This is a genomic window from Rhodoferax sp. TS-BS-61-7, from assembly GCF_002943465.1.
Taxonomy (GTDB): Bacteria; Pseudomonadota; Gammaproteobacteria; order Burkholderiales; family Burkholderiaceae_C; genus Allorhodoferax.
The window spans coordinates 939,749-955,583 of record NZ_PTQY01000001.1 but is presented as its reverse complement, the minus strand read 5'-3'; the positions used below and the strand labels follow the sequence as shown (position 1 = coordinate 955,583).

Genomic DNA, 15,835 nt, shown 5'->3' with positions numbered 1-15,835 from the left:
GAAACACTCAGCCCAATTCAAAACTCTACTTTTTCCCTTAAAGCCTTCTTGGGCTATCTGGAATCTTTACGGAGTGATATTGCCATTCAAAACATGCGGGCCTGGATGGCCAAACGCCTGACTCTTTTCCGGTGCACCAATACCGCTGAGGCGAATCTTGTGCTGCCGTTTCGCATCATCCAACACGGTGACGGTGTCCCCATCTGTGACGCCGACGACTTTGCCGATGATGATTTCAGCGTGCGCCCATAGGCAAGTGGAAGCCAGCAAGGCGAGGAGGGCGTGTTTCCAGGTGGGCATGGTGTTGTGGGCGTTTCTCGGCTTGCTTCTATCTTGGCGCGAATGCCCCGTCATTAGGTATTCAGCAGGGATTTGAATATACTGTATTTATGTACAGTAACTGGCAGTCCTTGACCCCACTCCCTGCAACGGTCAGTTCGTTGCTGGTGCGGTTCATGGTGAACAAGGTCACTGCTGGCTTTCCATCGCCTGCAGAAGACCTGGGCGCCGAGCGCCTGGATCTGTCTGCCTTGCTGGTTCCCAATCCCCAGGCTACCTTCTTCATGCGGGCCAGTGGAGTCTCCATGGTGAACTTGGGCATCAGTGACCAGGACATTCTGGTGGTGAACAAATCCAAACGCCCGCGCCATGGCCAGATTGTGGTGGCATCGATCGATGGCGAGTTCACCGTTAAAAAGCTCTTCAAAAAGGCTGGCCGCACCAAGCTGGTAGCCGGCAACCCGACCTACCCCGACATTGTTCTCAAAGAGGAGCAAATCTTGCAAATCTGGGGCGTGGTCACCAGCGTCATCAAAGTCCTTCCCGCCTAGGGCTGGGGCGTGCAACCCACACAAAGAAAGAAGTCACATGCAACACGACCGCTTTTTAGCCGCCCAAGAACCCCTGTATGCCCACGTCCTGGAAGAGCTGCGAGCGGGGGACAAAAAAACCCACTGGATGTGGTTCATCTTCCCTCAGCTCAAAGCACTGGGTCGCAGCTCTACCGCCTTGTTCTATGGTCTGAACGACTTGGCCGATGCCAGGATGTACTTCAGCCATCCCGTTCTGGGTGCCCGCCTCAAAGAGTGCACAGCCTTGGTCCTGCAGCACCATGACAAGTCTGCCCTAGAGATCCTGCACCACCCGGACAACCTCAAGTTCCGGTCCTGCATGACCCTGTTCCAGCTAGCAGCTCCACAAGAACCCCTATTTGCTGAGGCCTTGAAGGTGTTCTTCAAGGGAGATGCCGACGACATGACCATCCAACTGGTCAACCGCATGCCGGGATGAGACTGCCATGTACGCCTTGGTCGATGGAAACAACTTCTATGTGAGTTGTGAACGGGTGTTTCGTCCCAGCCTGGAGGGTATTCCGGTGGTGATTCTGTCCAACAACGATGGCTGTGCCATTGCCCGCTCCAACGAGGCCAAGGCACTGGGTATTGCCATGGGAGCACCCTGGTTCCAGATCAAACACCTGGCAGAGCAGCACGGTCTGGTTGCTCTGTCGGCCAACTTTGAGCTCTATGGAGATATGTCCGACCGCATGATGAGCTTGGCAGCAGGCCTGGGTCATGCCCAGGAGATCTATTCCATCGATGAGTCCTTTGTGGAGCTCAGCGGGATCCGGGGGGACCTGGTGGAGAGAGCCCACAAGGTCCGGTCCCGCATCCTGCAATGGGTAGGTATTCCTTGCTGTGTAGGCATAGGCAGTACCAAGACCTTGGCCAAACTAGCCAACCACATCGGTAAAACTGCAGAGCGCAAACCCGGAAGCTATCCCAGCCATCTGGCCCAGGTCTGCAACCTCGCAGCCATGTCACCTGAAGAGCGAGACACCATATTTGCAGCCACAGCGGTTCAAGAGGTGTGGGGCGTGGGGCGCCAGATCAGCAAACAGCTGCAAGCCGGCGGTATCCAGACCGTCAAAGACCTGATCCGACTCGACCCTGCCACCATTCGCAGCCATTGGTCTGTAGTCTTGGAACGTACTGTCCGAGAGCTGCAGGGCACGTCTTGCATTGACCTGGAGCACAACCCAGCACCCAAGAAAGAGATCGCCACCACCCGGTCCTTTGGACGACCGGTCCTGGAGCTGCACCAACTGGCAGAAGCCGTCACCGAGTTCGCCTCCCGCGCTGCTGAAAAACTACGCAAACAAAGCGGACTCGCCAACCAGGTGCTGGTCTACATCCGCACCAGTCCCTTCCGACCCGATCCCCAATACAGCCGATCCATCACTACACCCCTGCGACGCCCCAGCGCTGACACTGCCTGCATTGCCAAAGCCGCATTGGACGGCCTGCAACGCATCTTCCAACCTGGCTTCAAGTACGCCAAGGCAGGCGTAATGCTCCTGGATCTCCAGCACGAAGGGCAGCAACAGTGCGAGCTGGACCTGGAGGGGGGTAGCCAGAAAGACCGCAGCACCTTGATGACAGCCCTGGACGGACTCAACCAACGCTATGGCAAAGGTACTTTGCACATGGCCAGCGCTGGGGTGGAGGGCAATAAGCGCGTCTGGTCGATGAAGCAGGAACGCAGGACGCCGCGCTACACCACCAGTTGGGAAGACTTACCGGTAGCGAAGGCGTGAATAAGGACAGATTGAAAGCTGCTATTAATATGGCATTTGGAGATAAGCCGTCTCCTAGAATCGCTGGCCCTCAGTGACCAGCTTGAGCCATTTGTGGCTGCAGCCACGCAGATCAGCTCATAGTAAATCATTCAAATAGTTAATGACGACTAGCCCCAAATCCGTGGTGGCCATCGCCAAAGCTCTTGGTGTTGACCTTGCATAGATAGCTCGCACGGTGGAAGAACGCCCCTGTGTCCGCAGGCGTATCTCTACTGAAGTGGTACACGGCGTTATCCGGAAAATGCACTATCCCACGGCAATGCTCCAGCGGCACCCTGATTGCACTTGCCCACGCTTGCTTGATGCGATGGTACATGTTCGGTAAATCAGAGTTGAAATGACCTAACCCGAAATATGCCTCGCGATTGAGTAACAGTGCTACGTGAAAATGTACGCGTCCATCGTGCCCTTGCTCACGAGTCCAGATATAGCGCACCTCCGTGTCATGAGCATATGGATTACGCAACTTAGCTCTACTTCTGTCGTGTCGAATCTTAGCCTTCATAGATTCTATAAATCGGGACATGACCTCATTACTTATTGCGTCAGGTCCAGCATACATGTTGACTGGAAAATGAAGATCAAACCGGATAGCGCAGATACGTCGGTAAGCATTCAGTGCTTGGTAGATAACTTTGTGCAACGAGGTCAAATACTGCTCAATCATATCCCCCTTGTCTCGCATTACAGGCAGACCTTGAAATGTGTCCTCGATATATAAGGACTGATTACGGTTGAATGGATTTGTGTACATGGTATTCCTTAGTAAGGGTGGAAAAGGCGAAAAGGTTATTTATCTCCTGTTTGCTTTAAAGGTACTCAAATAAAATATCGTTATACGTGTCACTAGGCACAAGATATTGCTTGTCGATAAAGTTTTTATTTATAGCGATTTGCAAATGAGCTCTAGACTTCTATTTGATAAAATATGGTTGCTTATATATAGATTCCTAATACCGAGAACGCACGTATCGATAATGATTGAATTTAGATGGGTGGTGCACCTAGAAATAGTAGGTATTGGTAAATCACTAACTCTGGAGAAATATTTATAGAGAGCACATTGGCCTTCCTTTAATTTGATCTGAATATGATGGTGATCAGTTTTTATGATGATACAAATCACTTAATTTCTCAAAAAAACTTGAAATGCTGGCATAAACATGCCGATTTAAATCAGAGCTGTACGTACTAAAAAGATGCTTGCTTTGACCCGTTCATTTACCCTCGGTGCGGGTAGTCCTTTTGGAGTCTTCACCTCTTTGTTCAAGTCGATAGAGTGGAAAGATCAACCCGGCAGTCGCGATATATCCGTAAACAGTTTCCTGTGCACGGTTGTGCTATCGTTTTCGTGACGAAGTTAAGGTGCCTCACTCGCGCCCATTTGCAGTGCAGTTCTTAGTGCCCTAAGTTTTGGGATATCTGCACAAGTCGGCATCAATACTGCTGGGACGGATTCAAAGCCTGCTGTTTCTGCTGTTAGCAGCAGAAACAGCAAGTTGGCAACGTGAGGTAATCAAAATCGCGTCGAAATAGGGCGGTTACAACATATCAAATGCCGGAATGGCTTAGCAGAAGGGAAGAGGGGGGATCGGTTGTTGTTGTAGCTGCAGGCTGCAAAAATAACTGATGACGGGTAAAATCACATCGGTTTTTCCCTGCTTTCCGATTACGACTTTTCCTGCGCTTGCAAGGGTCCAAAGCGCTCCATTGAGTCGCTCGGCATTCCGGAGTTGGTTAGGCCCGTAGGTACGAATCCGCTGCTTGGGAAGCGGAAATACGTTGTTATGTTTGCGGAATAACGTCCACAGCCAGTCTTCCAACATTTGGGCGTCGATCTGCTCTTGGGGGATCTGACTCTGACCAAACAAGTCTTTGAACTCGCAAGCGTACCAGTGGGCTATGGCACATGCGTTTTTTACGCAGTCGACCTGAATGTAATGGTCCCGACCAAGATAGTGGTGGAACAAGGCCGCGATGCGTGCGGCGTTTTCTGCGATTTTGGAGCCAAAGTCTCGTACGTCAGCGAGGTATCGGCCATCGAGCAACTCTACTTCTGTTCTATTGTAAAAATCCATCCAACAGGCATAGGCCTCTGGTGACATCTCAACTTCTTTAAACTGATTTTTACCGTTGTCAGTGCTCAGCATTTCTGAAATGCGCTCGTGAAACAATGCCAGATGCGGCATAGGAGAGGTATTTGAGCCGTAAATGAATCGAGTGCCTTGAGTGCTTGGAGGGTATGCGACAAGTTTCCGTGCCAAATACCCGATGCCGCGCGCGATTCCCCCCCTTTTTTCCATGAAGCCTAGGAATGGCTTTTCTTGGATCATGATGGATGAGGTAAGGCGAGCGTTATGGATTGCGAAACTCACACCCAGGCGGTCCTTGAAAAGGTCTCCTCCGTCCCAAAGCACATTCAGCTTGTCCATGCCTCGCATGGCATGACCACCGAATACAGTGGCACCTTCCGCAGAAATCAATAGTGCGGATGCCCAACGTTGATGAAGCCCCTCCAACATTGCCTCCATGTTGGTGTCCACATAAATGATGCGAGGTGGGCTCCACTCAACTGGCTTTTTTCCAAGATGGACTATGAGCTCCTCTTGATAGCAGTTTGCGTCCGTTCCTTCGCGGATTGCCGAGTTGATACGTGCATGAATTCCCCTATATTGAGCTTTCCAGATTGCAAGAGACGCCTCGTAACTCACCCCTTTGTTGGCAGTCGCCTCCCCAAGGCGTTTCTGATGTTGGCGATTGGCTTGCATGACTGCTCCGTCAACTGCCGTTTTGCGTTCGCCAGACTCAGCGATCAATGATAGATAGAGACTGACGGGCGATACCAAGCCCCCGCGTTTAACGTTGATGGCATGTTGGCTAGCATGGGATATCGCTGCCAAAACAGATGAGACTACCAATTCGATTGGACACTTAAATGAAAGCTGCACCTCAAACAGCACGTCGCGAAGTGGGTCAGGAAAGTTGGATGTTGGAAATGGCCGTTTATTTTTTAGAACCATAATTAATTTTTGAAAAATAAGTCGTAGTCGACTTAATTCTGATGAATAAATGCCAGTAGCTTCGATTATTGAATTTGAAGTTCTTGTACCTCTGTTTTTCTAAGATGTGTTAATCCCACCTTCGTGTTTGAATCAGAAGGAGATAGGTTTAAATGCTGTGAGTAATAAAATATGTGATATGAAATTATGGGTGAAGGGATCTAATAAATAGTTAAATTTCTGGAGGTTTAGTTTTTTGAACGATTGAGGTCAAAGGCGGGAGTTGATCTACTTGAGTTAATTCGTGACTCCAACCAAGCTTCGATTTCCGACTCGATCCAGGCCACTCGATTTGCAGAGATGCGCACCTGTTTAGGGAAGGACGGGTCGTAGTACTTGCTTGTAGAGTCCATGCGTGCGTACGTCGAGGTGCGGGAAGATGCGGTGCGCACCAAGACGGCGTTAAGTGAAAGGAGGTTGATCTTGGGTTTGATGCCGTCCGACATAGCGGCAACCAGTTGGTTACCGGCTGGGCAGCCCGCCGCATGTTGAGTAGTCACCGGATGAGGATTTGAATTTCGCATTTTTCTCCATTGCTTGCCTGATGCATGTGTGATGCGAGGCGTTGTTTCGATGGAGCGAATTCTTGAAGCGGCAACGGGGTTGCCGTCAAACGTGACCCGGGGAGCCTTGTGCCGTGGGCATTTCAGCTAAGTGGTGACAACCCCTTGTCACTGTCTACGCTGGTGCCTAGATTGGGGTCTGGTCAATGGAACGCTTGATGGGTTGGGGTTTATCTTGCCCCTTATTGCGCTGCAGTGCTTCGGTAGCTAGGCGGCAAGACCTCGAAGAGCCTTTTTGAACACTAGAGCGTTACAAGTCAGATTGCCGGCTTAGGGTAGGAGGGCGGACATTTCCCGGTGGACCGAAAGTTTGTTGATAGCTTCTCTGAACGACGTCGGGGCAAGTCTTTCCAGATCTTATCTAAAGCCTTACTAGGGCTAGTGAATAAACAACCGGTGATATGTCTCACTTGTTCGTTTGCTTATTCCAAATCTCAAAAGGACTCGTGATGATGTTCGTTGTAGGTTTTTTATTTTTATTTTGTATCGGAGCGTCGTGATTGAATTCCTCGGGTCGTGGGTTATCTTTAAATACCTGATTCATTCTAGTGACAGAGACACCAAAGTAAGCTGCCGTTTCTTTCGCTGTGGAGTTCTTCCTGTATTCACGCATTTCATTGACATTTTCAGTCGTCCAATACCTTTCACTTTTTCCCCTTGATTTTTTTGAATTAGAAATTATGAAGTCCAGTTCCAACTGCTTTAAGTATTTGCTGGCATCCTCACGAGAGACCAGAGCATTTTTTTGTGCAAAATATGGATGGAGGCTCGCACCCCGAAGTGCATTAAGGTCGGAGTCAAATAGATGAAAGTGCCCCGAATGAACTTTTAAGATGAAATTCTCGCAGTGCTTAGTTATTCGCTCGTCATAATCACGTTGCGCTTTATATCGGTCTGACGGTGTTTTGATGTCTGGTTCCCAATTAGGTCTATTTTCACTCTTGTAATATTCATCAAAAAATTTATCGATTTCTGTATCAGACATGTTGTCAGTGATCTCGGGCAATTGAGGTAGCAAGCGACTTAACTCAATTCTGTCCGCATCAGTTAATGGAACACTTCCTACTAATCCCTTCAGTCTGTAACTGGAGTCGGGCTTTTTCAGCCAGAAGTTCTTGGGTAAATATTTCCGACCTACGCAGTCAATCCCCTTTTTTATCCCGACTTGCGGCGGGAATCCCTCTATGGATTTGGCTATCTCTTCAAGTCGGTAGTGGGATTGGTCTGGTAGATATATGTGATGGTTCGACATAAATTTTTATACCTATGGACAGAAAACAAGTTTTTTTGTGATCCGCTTAAGTACTAGGTTTCTGTTTCAGAGGCGTAATAGCTTTGTTGACACTGGGGTAAAGTTCAAAAGGTGTTAGCAGTCTCATGCTTTATGTGAGAGTTTGATGAGCTTGTTAACTTGGGCCTTTTTTCGCCTGACTGTGGTCATCCGGCTTTCAAGAATCTTTGATTCTTGCACTTGTCTGTTCTTCGTTGATTAGGGGCTTTGCTCTTCGGTGGCTCAACAACTAAAGTAACTGTCAGATCCGTAAGTGGGCCAAAGTACGGATTAGCTGATTTGGCTAAGGACTAATTTCTCTTATTGCTTAAGGGTGCTTGCTTGACGTGCACTGAACTGCCCACTCTGCCATCAATGACTTTCGTTTTTCAAACTGTGTTCCCCTCTGATAGGCCCGCTCAACGGCATCGGGCAACTGGTGAGCCAGGGCGTGTTCGGCCACCTCTCTTGGGTAAGAGGTTGTTTCCGCGGTCCACATGCGGAATGTGGCCCTAAAGCCGTGCACTGTGATGCCCTTGCCAGTGGGGTCTACCCATATGGGCTTTTCTTCCTCAGCGTTCATTCTTCGAACAACGGCCGTAAGGGACATATCGGACAGGATTTGTCCTTTGCTGCCAGGAAACACATAGGGGCTGGGGTTCGGGCTTGTTCCTCGCCGGACATCAGAGACTGAATCAGCCTTCATGGTCGCAAGAATCGATAATGTTGCATCTGACAGTGGCACTTGATGCTCACGTCCAGCTTTCATGCGTTCGGCAGGGATGGTCCAAACCTTCTCGGTGAAGTCAATCTCTGACCATTGGGCGCCGCGCACTTCTCCTGATCGACAAGCAGTCAATATGGCGAACTCCATAGCGCGGGCAGCTGATCCTTCCCGTTGGTGCAGGGCTGACATGAAGTCAGAGATCTTCTGCCATGGCAGGGAAGGGTGGTTCTGAATTCTTGCGGTCTTGCTGACATTGGCCAAAAGATTTTCGAGATGCATTTTCCAGCGGGCTGGATTCTCGCCGACACGGTACCCGCTGGTAGTAGCCCATCCCAAAACAGACTCAATACGGCCGCGCAGTCGGCTCGCTGTTTCTGGGCGGGTTTGCCAGATCACGGAAAGGCTCTTCACGACCAAGGCAGTGTCCACATCAGCTACAGGGAGGTGTCCAAAAAATGGGCTCGCGTAAGCCTCGATAGTGTTGGTCCACTGTTGAATGTGTTTTTCGTTCTTCCAACCCGCTTTGTGAGCATCGATGTAGGCTTTTGCACACTGGTCGAAGGTCATGCGTTTTGCCCGCTCTAAGGCCTGAGCCTGACGTGCTTCCTTCTTAACTTCCAAGGGGTTGAGGCCATCAAGCAAAAGTTTGCGGGCTTCCAAGGCTTTCTGTCGTGCCTCGGCCAGAGAAATAGTGTGCGTTGGCCCCAGACCCATGCCGTGCGCCTTGCCGGCTAGCATGTACCGAAACAGCCAGCTCTTGGATCCACTGGGGGTGATTTGAAGGGTTAAGCCGCCGCCGTCACCGTACAAACCAGGCTTGTTAAGCTTGTTGACTTGAAGCGCGCTGAGCTTGTGCAACTGCCTCGCCATGAGTTCGAATCCCCCGTTTTTTCACTATCGATCTGACTATCAAATTGTAGTCGAATTCGATGAGATTGGGAAGTACGCCTTGGGACGAGTATAGGATCTAACTAGTTGATTTTATTTGGGAATTAGGACTTGTTGGGACTAGTTGGGAATCGTTAAATACGGACTCCTTCTCCTCCAAATAAGCAAGCCTGCATCCCGCAAAGATGCAGGCTTTTTTATTGGCACGCGTGCCAGCAAAATTTGTCATGGTGCTGCAATCTGCCTGTCGCATAGTGGCGGGCTGTATCCAATGTGTGAGGTGGTTTTTATGGTGATGGTTCGCAAACTTTCCCGCCGTGCTGCGGTGGCATCTGTGGTGGCAACGGCATTGCTGGGCACGGTGGCTTGGGCACAAAACGGCAGTGCCAGCTTTCCCGACAAACCGGTCAAGATCGTCGTGCCGTTTGCCCCAGGTGCAGGCACCGATGCCATGGGCCGCCTGATGGCCCAGAAGCTGGGTGAGGTGATGGGGGGCAGTTTTGTGGTGGAGAATCGCACCGGCGCGTCAGGCGCGATTGGCACCCAGTACGTGGCACAACAACCGGCCGACGGCTACACCTTGCTGCTGGTGGCGTCGCCGTTCACCACCGTGGCGGCCTCCTTGCCCAATGCGGGGTACGACCCACTCAAGAGCTTTGCCCCCGTGGGCATGATTGCCAGTGGCCCGCTGGTCTGGGCGACCAACCACCAGACTGGCATCCACACCATGCAGGAGCTGGTGGCCTACGCCAAACAAAAACCCGGCGTACTCAACTACGGCTCGGCCGGTGCGGGTGGGGTGAACCACCTGGTGCTGGAGCTGCTCAAGGCCAAGACCGGTACCTTCATCACCCACATTCCCTACCGCGGCGTGGCGCCAGCCGCCATGGACATGGTGTCGGGCCAGGTGCAACTGGTCACGGGCACCATTCCCGCGTTGCTGCCGTTGGTGAAAGACGGGCGCATCAAGCCGCTGGCCGTGACGAGCGCCAAGCGCTCCAGCGCCATGCCCGATGTGCCCAGCATGGCCGAGGCCGGGTTCAAGGGCTTTGACGTGTTGAACTACTTTGCGCTGGCCGCCCCTGCGGGCACCCCGGCTGCGGTGATCGACAAGCTCAATACCGCCCTCAACAAGGTGGTCCAGCTGCCCGAGGTGGTGGCCCGCTTCAAACTGGATGCGGTGGAGGCCACACCGGGCACTCCCACGGCGCAGGCGAAGTTCATCGAGTCCGATTACCACGCCTGGCGTGACGTCGTGCAGACGCAAAACCTCAAGATCGAATAAAGCCGCTTTTGGGGCCTTGTTGGCCCCTTTGTTGGCTGGCCTGCGCGGAGCCGGCGTGGAACAATGGCTGCATGCGCACCTCCATCCCTTCGTTCCTGCTACTGGCCTGCGGTCTGTGGGCGCCCTGGGCCCACGCCCAGTTGCCTGCGCGGGACCTGACGGTGGAGCTACGCCAGATCGAAGACCGGCAGGACGAGGCCAACAGCTACCGTGCGGGCCCCTCCGAGAGCACGCAAGCCCTGTCGCCCCAGAAAATCCAGGTACGCAATGGGCAGAAGGCGCAGCTGCGGATGAACCTCTCCGTCCCCATGCAGTGGGTGGAAGCCGCCCAGGCCGCGTCTGCCAACAGCGGGGCAGGCGTCAAGCAGGCGCTGCAGTGGTTTGAGGTGGGCCAGAGCGTGACCGTGACGCCGCGCTGGCCCGGTGGCAACCGTGCGGCCACGGTAGAGCTGGAAGTGCAGCAGGCCGACATGGCCACCCGCAGCAACGCCGACATGCCTAGCCAGAGCCGCAGCCAGTTCAGCAGCACGGTGACCGCGCCCCTGGCGCAGTGGGTAACGATTGCCACCACCGGCCCTGCGCCGGCCCGGCAAGGCAGTTACAGCAGTGCTGGTAGCGGCGAGGTGCGGCGTTTGTTGCAGATTCGGGTGTTGGTGCCTTAGCTGTATTTTTGCGGGCGTTGACCGCTTTTTTAACACCCACTCCCCCAACCCCTCGCCCCGTCGGCGAGGGGAGCTTTTAACAGCCCTATTTGTTTTTTTGCGCGCCGACTGCGTGGCTATTGGCGTTCGGTTGCTACCGTTGGTTCGCACCACGGCCTGCGCCTGCGGTTGTAGATACTTCGGAGATGTCGGTATGCCAACGCTGGCGGCTGCGCGCGCCAGTGGCGGAGCACCGGCCCATGCGAAGTACTACAACCTTTGGCACGGGCCGTGGCATACCCACCCGCGGGCAACCTATCTGCTGTAGCACCTTGGCCGGAGTGAAGCCACCAAATCGGCTGTTAAAGGCTCCCCTCGCCGACGGGGCGAGGGGCTGGGGGAGTGGGTGTTAAAAAAAGGCGGTGCAGCCCAGCAAAAATCTGTGCACCTAAACGGAGAAACCCCGTCAGGTCTTAACCACGCGCCAGCGGATTCGGCGTGGGTTCCGCAATCTTGGTCAGCGTATTGCGGTCGGTATGGTGAAACGGCTCATCGCGCCCCAGGATCTCCAACACCGTGTCCTCGTCGTAGCTCCAGGTTCCATCGGCGTTGATCGTCACCTTGATGCGGAACTCCGTGGTCTTGAAGGCGTGCTGCAAAAACGGTGCGGAGCAGATGCCATAGGTGTCCAGTCCGTGTGTGGCCACCAGTTCAAACTCGGTCGCGTCTGCCGTGGCCTGGCCGCCCGCCATGGCCACCTGGCCGCGCGGGATGGTCAGCGTGTGGAGGATGGCGCCCGTGGCCGGCTCCCACAGCCAGTAGCCCACCTGGTCGTGGTAGGTCTTCACCTGGTCGGGCTTGGTGATGTGCGTGTGGTAGCGCAGGCCGTAGAGCAGCTGCGGGCCATTGGTTTGTGGGTCGATCGGTTGCAGCTCGATACGTTCGTAAAACGCCTGTTTCTTCGGACCTTCGGCTTTGGGTTTCACGTCCAGGCCGCGCAGGCCTTCCCAGATGCCGGCCATGCCGCGCAATGGGCCCAGGTTGGCCAGCGTGTCCACATCCATGGGGTGGGGTTCGGTGTAAATGTCTTTGGGGTAGTCACTCATGCTGCACCTGTCATCTTGAAGTGTTTTAGGCCTCTAGCCCCCGTGGAATATGCGCGAGCAGCTAGCAAATGAATAGCGTTATTTGGCGTCTGCGGCCTCGGCCAGTGCCACGAGAGCCTGCACGGCGCTGGCGTGGGTGCTGCTGTCCAGCGCTTCGAGTTGGGCCTGCAACGCTGCCAAGCCGGCCGCGCCGTCACGCTGCAACTGGCCAATCGCCTGGCCCGCCACTTTGGGTGACTCAAAGCCCTTGCTTTGCAGAAGCACGGCACCGGCCGTGTCCACCAGCTTGAAGTAGAACAGGCCGTCTTTCTCGCGGTACTGCTTGAAGGCGGCCAGCGCCGCCTTGCTGGTTTTTTCTGCCTTGGCTTGCACCGCACTGCCCAGGCCGCGCAGGCCCACGGCGCTGCGTAGCTGCGCCATGAAGGGGGTGGCAATCGCGCGCGCCTTCTTGGCACCCGCCAGCAGCAGCGCTTCCACCTTTTCGGGGTGGGCCATGTAGTCTTCGTAGGTGGCGCGCATGGGTGCGATTTCGCGGTCGATGCGCTCGAACAGCAGGGTCTTGGCATCCCCCCAGGCAATACCCTCGGCGTAGGCCTTGCGCAGTGCGGCGGTTTCTTCTTCAGACGCAAACGCCTGGTAAATCTGGAACAGGGCCGAGCCTTCGGTGTCCTTGGGCTCACCGGGCGCGCGTGAATCGGTCTTGATGCCGGCAATCAACTTTTTGAGCTGTTCGCGGCTGCTGAAAAGCGGAATTGTGTTGTCGTAACTCTTGCTCATCTTGCGGCCATCCAGGCCGGGCAGGGTGGCGACCGATTCTTCAATCTCGGCCTGCGGCGGCACAAAGTGCTCGCCGTAGCGGTGGTTGAAGCTGGCGGCCATGTCGCGCGCCATCTCGATATGCTGGATCTGGTCGCGCCCCACGGGCACCTTGTGCGCGTTGAACATCAAAATGTCCGCGCCCATGAGCACCGGGTACATGAAGAGACCGGCGGTCACATCGGCATCCGGGTCCACACCGGCCGCGGTGTTCTTGTCTACCGAGGCCTTGTAGGCGTGGGCGCGGTTCAACACACCCTTGCCGGTCACGCAGGTCAAAAACCAGGTGAGTTCGGGAATTTCGGGCACGTCGCTCTGGCGGTAAAAGGTCACATGCGCCGGGTCCAGACCCGCGGCCAGCCAACTGGCGGCAATCTCCAGCGTGGAGCGCTGGATGCGCGCGGGCTCGTCGATCTTGATGAGCGCGTGGTAGTCGGCCAGAAAGTAAAAGCTCTCCACGCCCGGGGTCTGGCTGGCGCGCACGGACGGGCGGATCGAGCCCACGTAGTTGCCCAGGTGGGGCGTGCCGGAGGTGGTGATGCCGGTGAGGAAGCGGGTGGTGCTCATGGAAACAATAACTCAGGCAAACAGTAAAAGAATCAGCGGGTAAGCAGCGACAGGGGCGTGAGCACTAGGTCTAGCAGGCCAAAGGTCAGGGCCATGACGGGCTGCATCCACACGGTGCTCAGCACACCGGCAATCACCAGCGCCATGACGATAAAAAAGCCCAAGGGTTCGATGCGCGACACGGCCATGGCCTGCTTGAGGGGTAGCAGGCCCACCAGAATGCGGCCACCATCCAGCGGCGGCAGCGGAAAGAGGTTGAAGGCGAACATCACCACATTGACCAGCACGCCGCCCTGGCACATCTTCAAAAAGAAGGGCTCGACAACGCCCGCGCCTTGCAGCAGATATAGACCAATGCCCCAGGCCAGCGCCATGGCGAGGTTGGCGCCGGGGCCGGCCAGTGCCACCCAGATCATGTCGCGCTTGGGGTTCTTGAGGTTGCCAAAGCGCACGGGCACCGGCTTGGCGTAACCAAACAGAAATGCACCCGAGGTGGCGAAGTACAACAACAGCGGCATCAGGATGGTGCCCACCGGGTCAATGTGTTTGGCCGGGTTCAGCGTGATGCGGCCCAGGGACCAGGCGGTTTTGTCACCGAAATGCAGGGCCGCGTAGCCGTGCGCGGCCTCGTGCACCGTGATGGCAAACAGCACGGGCAGGGCGTAGATGGCAACGGTTTGGATCAGTTGTGCAATGTCCACAGGCAATTGTCTCAGAGTGAAATGGGGAAGAAACGCAAGGCTACAGTCCGATGGCGGCGAGGTCGCCCCCACCCTGGCGAATCACTTCGGGTGTGTCACCCGTCAGGTCGATCACCGTGGTGGGCTCCAGCGCGCAGGCCCCAGCGTCGATGACAGCGGCAATCTGGTGCTCGTAGCGTTCGCGAATGTCCTGCGCATCGTTGAGTGGCTCGGTCTCGCCTGATGCTATCAAAGTAGTAGCTAGTAGCGCAGACCCATGCAGGGCTAGGAGCTCCTGCAGCGTCTTGTGTTCGGGCACACGCAGGCCAATCGTCTTGCGCGAGGGGTGGCTCACGCGGCGTGGCACTTCCTTGCTGGCTTCCAGAATGAAGGTGTAGGCCCCCGGTGTGGCGGCCTTGAGCAGGCGGTACTGCGTGTTGTCCACACGCGCGTAGCTGGCCAGCTCGCTGAGGTCGCGGCACAGCAGGGTCAGGTGGTGTTTGTCGTCCACCCCGCGGATGCTGCGCAACTTGTCGGCCGCTGCTTTGTCGTCCAGGTGGCACACCAGCGCGTAGCTGGAGTCGGTAGGCACGGCCAGAATGCCGCCTTTTTCAAGCAGGCCCACGGCCTGCTTGAGCAGGCGGGGTTGTGGGTTGTGGGGGTGAACTTCGAAGTACTGCGCCATGGCACGGCAAACGCTTGCGCGCTTGTCCTCTTGTTTTTATTGGATACGGGAGCTCAGCAACTCCCACACGGGGGTCAGGCCACTGGGCAAAGCGGGCAGGGTGCCCAGCTCGGTGTGACTTTCATCGGGGCTGTGGAAGTCGCTGCCGCGCGAGGCGGCCAGGCCAAATTCCTTGGCGGTCTCGGCGTAGATCTGGTACTCGGGCACCGAATGGCTGCCCGTCACCACTTCCACACCCTGGCCGCCATAACCCTTGAATTCGGTGAACAACGCGAACTCTTCGTTGGGTGTGAACTTGTAGCGCGCCGGGTGGGCAATGATGGCCATGCCACCGGCTTGCGTGATCCAGGTCACGGCGTCCTTGAGCGTGGCCCAGCGGTGCGCCACAAAGCCGGGTTTGCCTTCGGTCAGGTACTTGCGGAACACCTCGTTGGTTTCCCGGCACACGCCGCTTTCCACCAGAAAACGGGCAAAGTGGGTGCGCGAAATCAGCTCGGGGTTGCCGACAAACTTCAGGGCGCCTTCATAGGCGCCCTGGATGCCCACTTTGGCCAAACCGTCCGACATTTCCATGGCGCGCTCTTTGCGGCCACCGCGTGTCTGGCGCAGGCCCTGGCGCAATGTTTCGTTGTCGGCATCAAAGCCCAGACCGACGATGTGCACGGTCTGGTTCAAAAAGGTGATGGAGATCTCCACGCCGGTCAGGTAGCGCATGCCCTGGGCATGGGCCGCATCGCGTGCGCGCTCCAGGCCGCCCACTTCATCGTGGTCGGTCAGTGCCCACAGTTCCACCCCATTGGTCTTGGCGCGTTCGGCCAGGGCTTCGGGCGTCAGAGTGCCATCGGACACCACAGAGTGGCAATGGAGGTCGGCGTTGAGTAGGGTAGTCACCAAACCATTTTAGGCCCAG

General features: G+C 55.3%; 16 protein-coding genes. 5 read left to right on the top strand and 11 right to left on the bottom strand.

Features of this window, described 5'->3' with window-relative positions; all coding sequences use genetic code 11:
- Positions 1–66: 66 nt before the first annotated feature.
- Positions 67–300 (bottom strand): thermonuclease family protein, encoded by a 234-nt coding sequence (locus C5F53_RS04495; protein WP_201740786.1) that lies wholly within the window; start codon positions 298–300, stop codon positions 67–69.
- Positions 301–389: 89 nt separating this feature from the next.
- Between C5F53_RS04495 and C5F53_RS04490 the strand changes: the two genes are divergently transcribed.
- From C5F53_RS04490 to C5F53_RS04480, 3 genes are read left to right on the top strand one after another with little or no spacing between them, the layout of a single operon-like run.
- Positions 390–830, top strand: a complete 441-nt coding sequence (locus tag C5F53_RS04490) for a LexA family transcriptional regulator (RefSeq protein WP_105260090.1) — start codon at positions 390–392, stop codon at positions 828–830.
- Positions 831–867: 37 nt separating this feature from the next.
- On the top strand, positions 868–1,290 hold the full coding sequence (locus tag C5F53_RS04485; protein WP_105260089.1) for a DUF1810 domain-containing protein: 423 nt from the start codon (positions 868–870) through the stop codon (positions 1,288–1,290).
- 7 nt (positions 1,291–1,297) lie between these two features.
- Positions 1,298–2,596: a Y-family DNA polymerase gene (locus C5F53_RS04480; RefSeq protein ID WP_105260088.1), complete on the top strand. Its 1,299-nt coding sequence runs from the start codon at positions 1,298–1,300 to the stop codon at positions 2,594–2,596.
- A 139-nt stretch (positions 2,597–2,735) separates the two neighbouring features.
- Here C5F53_RS04480 and C5F53_RS04475 read toward each other — a convergent pair whose 3' ends face one another.
- From C5F53_RS04475 to C5F53_RS04460, 5 genes are all read right to left on the bottom strand, one after another.
- Entirely contained in the window at positions 2,736–3,392 is a 657-nt protein-coding gene (locus tag C5F53_RS04475) for an inovirus Gp2 family protein (protein WP_105260087.1), read from the bottom strand.
- An 814-nt stretch (positions 3,393–4,206) separates the two neighbouring features.
- Positions 4,207–5,658, bottom strand: a complete 1,452-nt coding sequence (locus C5F53_RS04470) for a YfjI family protein (RefSeq protein ID WP_105260086.1) — start codon at positions 5,656–5,658, stop codon at positions 4,207–4,209.
- A 227-nt stretch (positions 5,659–5,885) separates the two neighbouring features.
- Positions 5,886–6,143, bottom strand: a complete 258-nt coding sequence (locus tag C5F53_RS04465) for an AlpA family transcriptional regulator (RefSeq protein WP_105260085.1) — start codon at positions 6,141–6,143, stop codon at positions 5,886–5,888.
- Between the two features lie 523 nt (positions 6,144–6,666).
- Positions 6,667–7,512: a hypothetical protein gene (locus tag C5F53_RS20055; protein ID WP_146097293.1), complete on the bottom strand. Its 846-nt coding sequence runs from the start codon at positions 7,510–7,512 to the stop codon at positions 6,667–6,669.
- Positions 7,513–7,858: 346 nt separating this feature from the next.
- Entirely contained in the window at positions 7,859–9,115 is a 1,257-nt protein-coding gene (locus C5F53_RS04460) for a tyrosine-type recombinase/integrase (protein ID WP_370446701.1), read from the bottom strand.
- Between the two features lie 325 nt (positions 9,116–9,440).
- Here C5F53_RS04460 and C5F53_RS04455 point away from each other — a divergent pair, with 325 nt between their 5' ends.
- Both C5F53_RS04455 and C5F53_RS04450 read left to right on the top strand, forming a co-directional pair.
- Positions 9,441–10,430 (top strand): tripartite tricarboxylate transporter substrate binding protein, encoded by a 990-nt coding sequence (locus C5F53_RS04455; protein WP_236635208.1) that lies wholly within the window; start codon positions 9,441–9,443, stop codon positions 10,428–10,430.
- Positions 10,431–10,501: 71 nt separating this feature from the next.
- The gene (locus tag C5F53_RS04450) at positions 10,502–11,092 is read left to right on the top strand and encodes a hypothetical protein (RefSeq protein WP_105260082.1); all 591 of its coding nucleotides are present in this window, start codon (positions 10,502–10,504) and stop codon (positions 11,090–11,092) included.
- A gap of 452 nt (positions 11,093–11,544) precedes the next feature.
- Here C5F53_RS04450 and C5F53_RS04445 read toward each other — a convergent pair whose 3' ends face one another.
- From C5F53_RS04445 to C5F53_RS04425, 5 genes are all read right to left on the bottom strand, one after another.
- A complete protein-coding gene (locus C5F53_RS04445; RefSeq protein ID WP_105260081.1) occupies positions 11,545–12,177 on the bottom strand; it encodes an FABP family protein in 633 nt (210 codons plus the stop codon).
- 78 nt (positions 12,178–12,255) lie between these two features.
- The gene (locus C5F53_RS04440; protein WP_105260080.1) at positions 12,256–13,560 is read right to left on the bottom strand and encodes a tryptophan--tRNA ligase; all 1,305 of its coding nucleotides are present in this window, start codon (positions 13,558–13,560) and stop codon (positions 12,256–12,258) included.
- A gap of 32 nt (positions 13,561–13,592) precedes the next feature.
- Positions 13,593–14,261, bottom strand: coding sequence for a site-2 protease family protein (locus C5F53_RS04435; RefSeq protein WP_201740785.1), 669 nt, complete (start codon positions 14,259–14,261; stop codon positions 13,593–13,595).
- A gap of 40 nt (positions 14,262–14,301) precedes the next feature.
- Positions 14,302–14,925, bottom strand: coding sequence for an L-threonylcarbamoyladenylate synthase (locus tag C5F53_RS04430; RefSeq protein ID WP_105260078.1), 624 nt, complete (start codon positions 14,923–14,925; stop codon positions 14,302–14,304).
- A 36-nt stretch (positions 14,926–14,961) separates the two neighbouring features.
- Entirely contained in the window at positions 14,962–15,816 is an 855-nt protein-coding gene (locus tag C5F53_RS04425; RefSeq protein WP_105260409.1) for a 3',5'-nucleoside bisphosphate phosphatase, read from the bottom strand.
- Between the last annotated feature and the right edge of the window lie 19 nt (positions 15,817–15,835).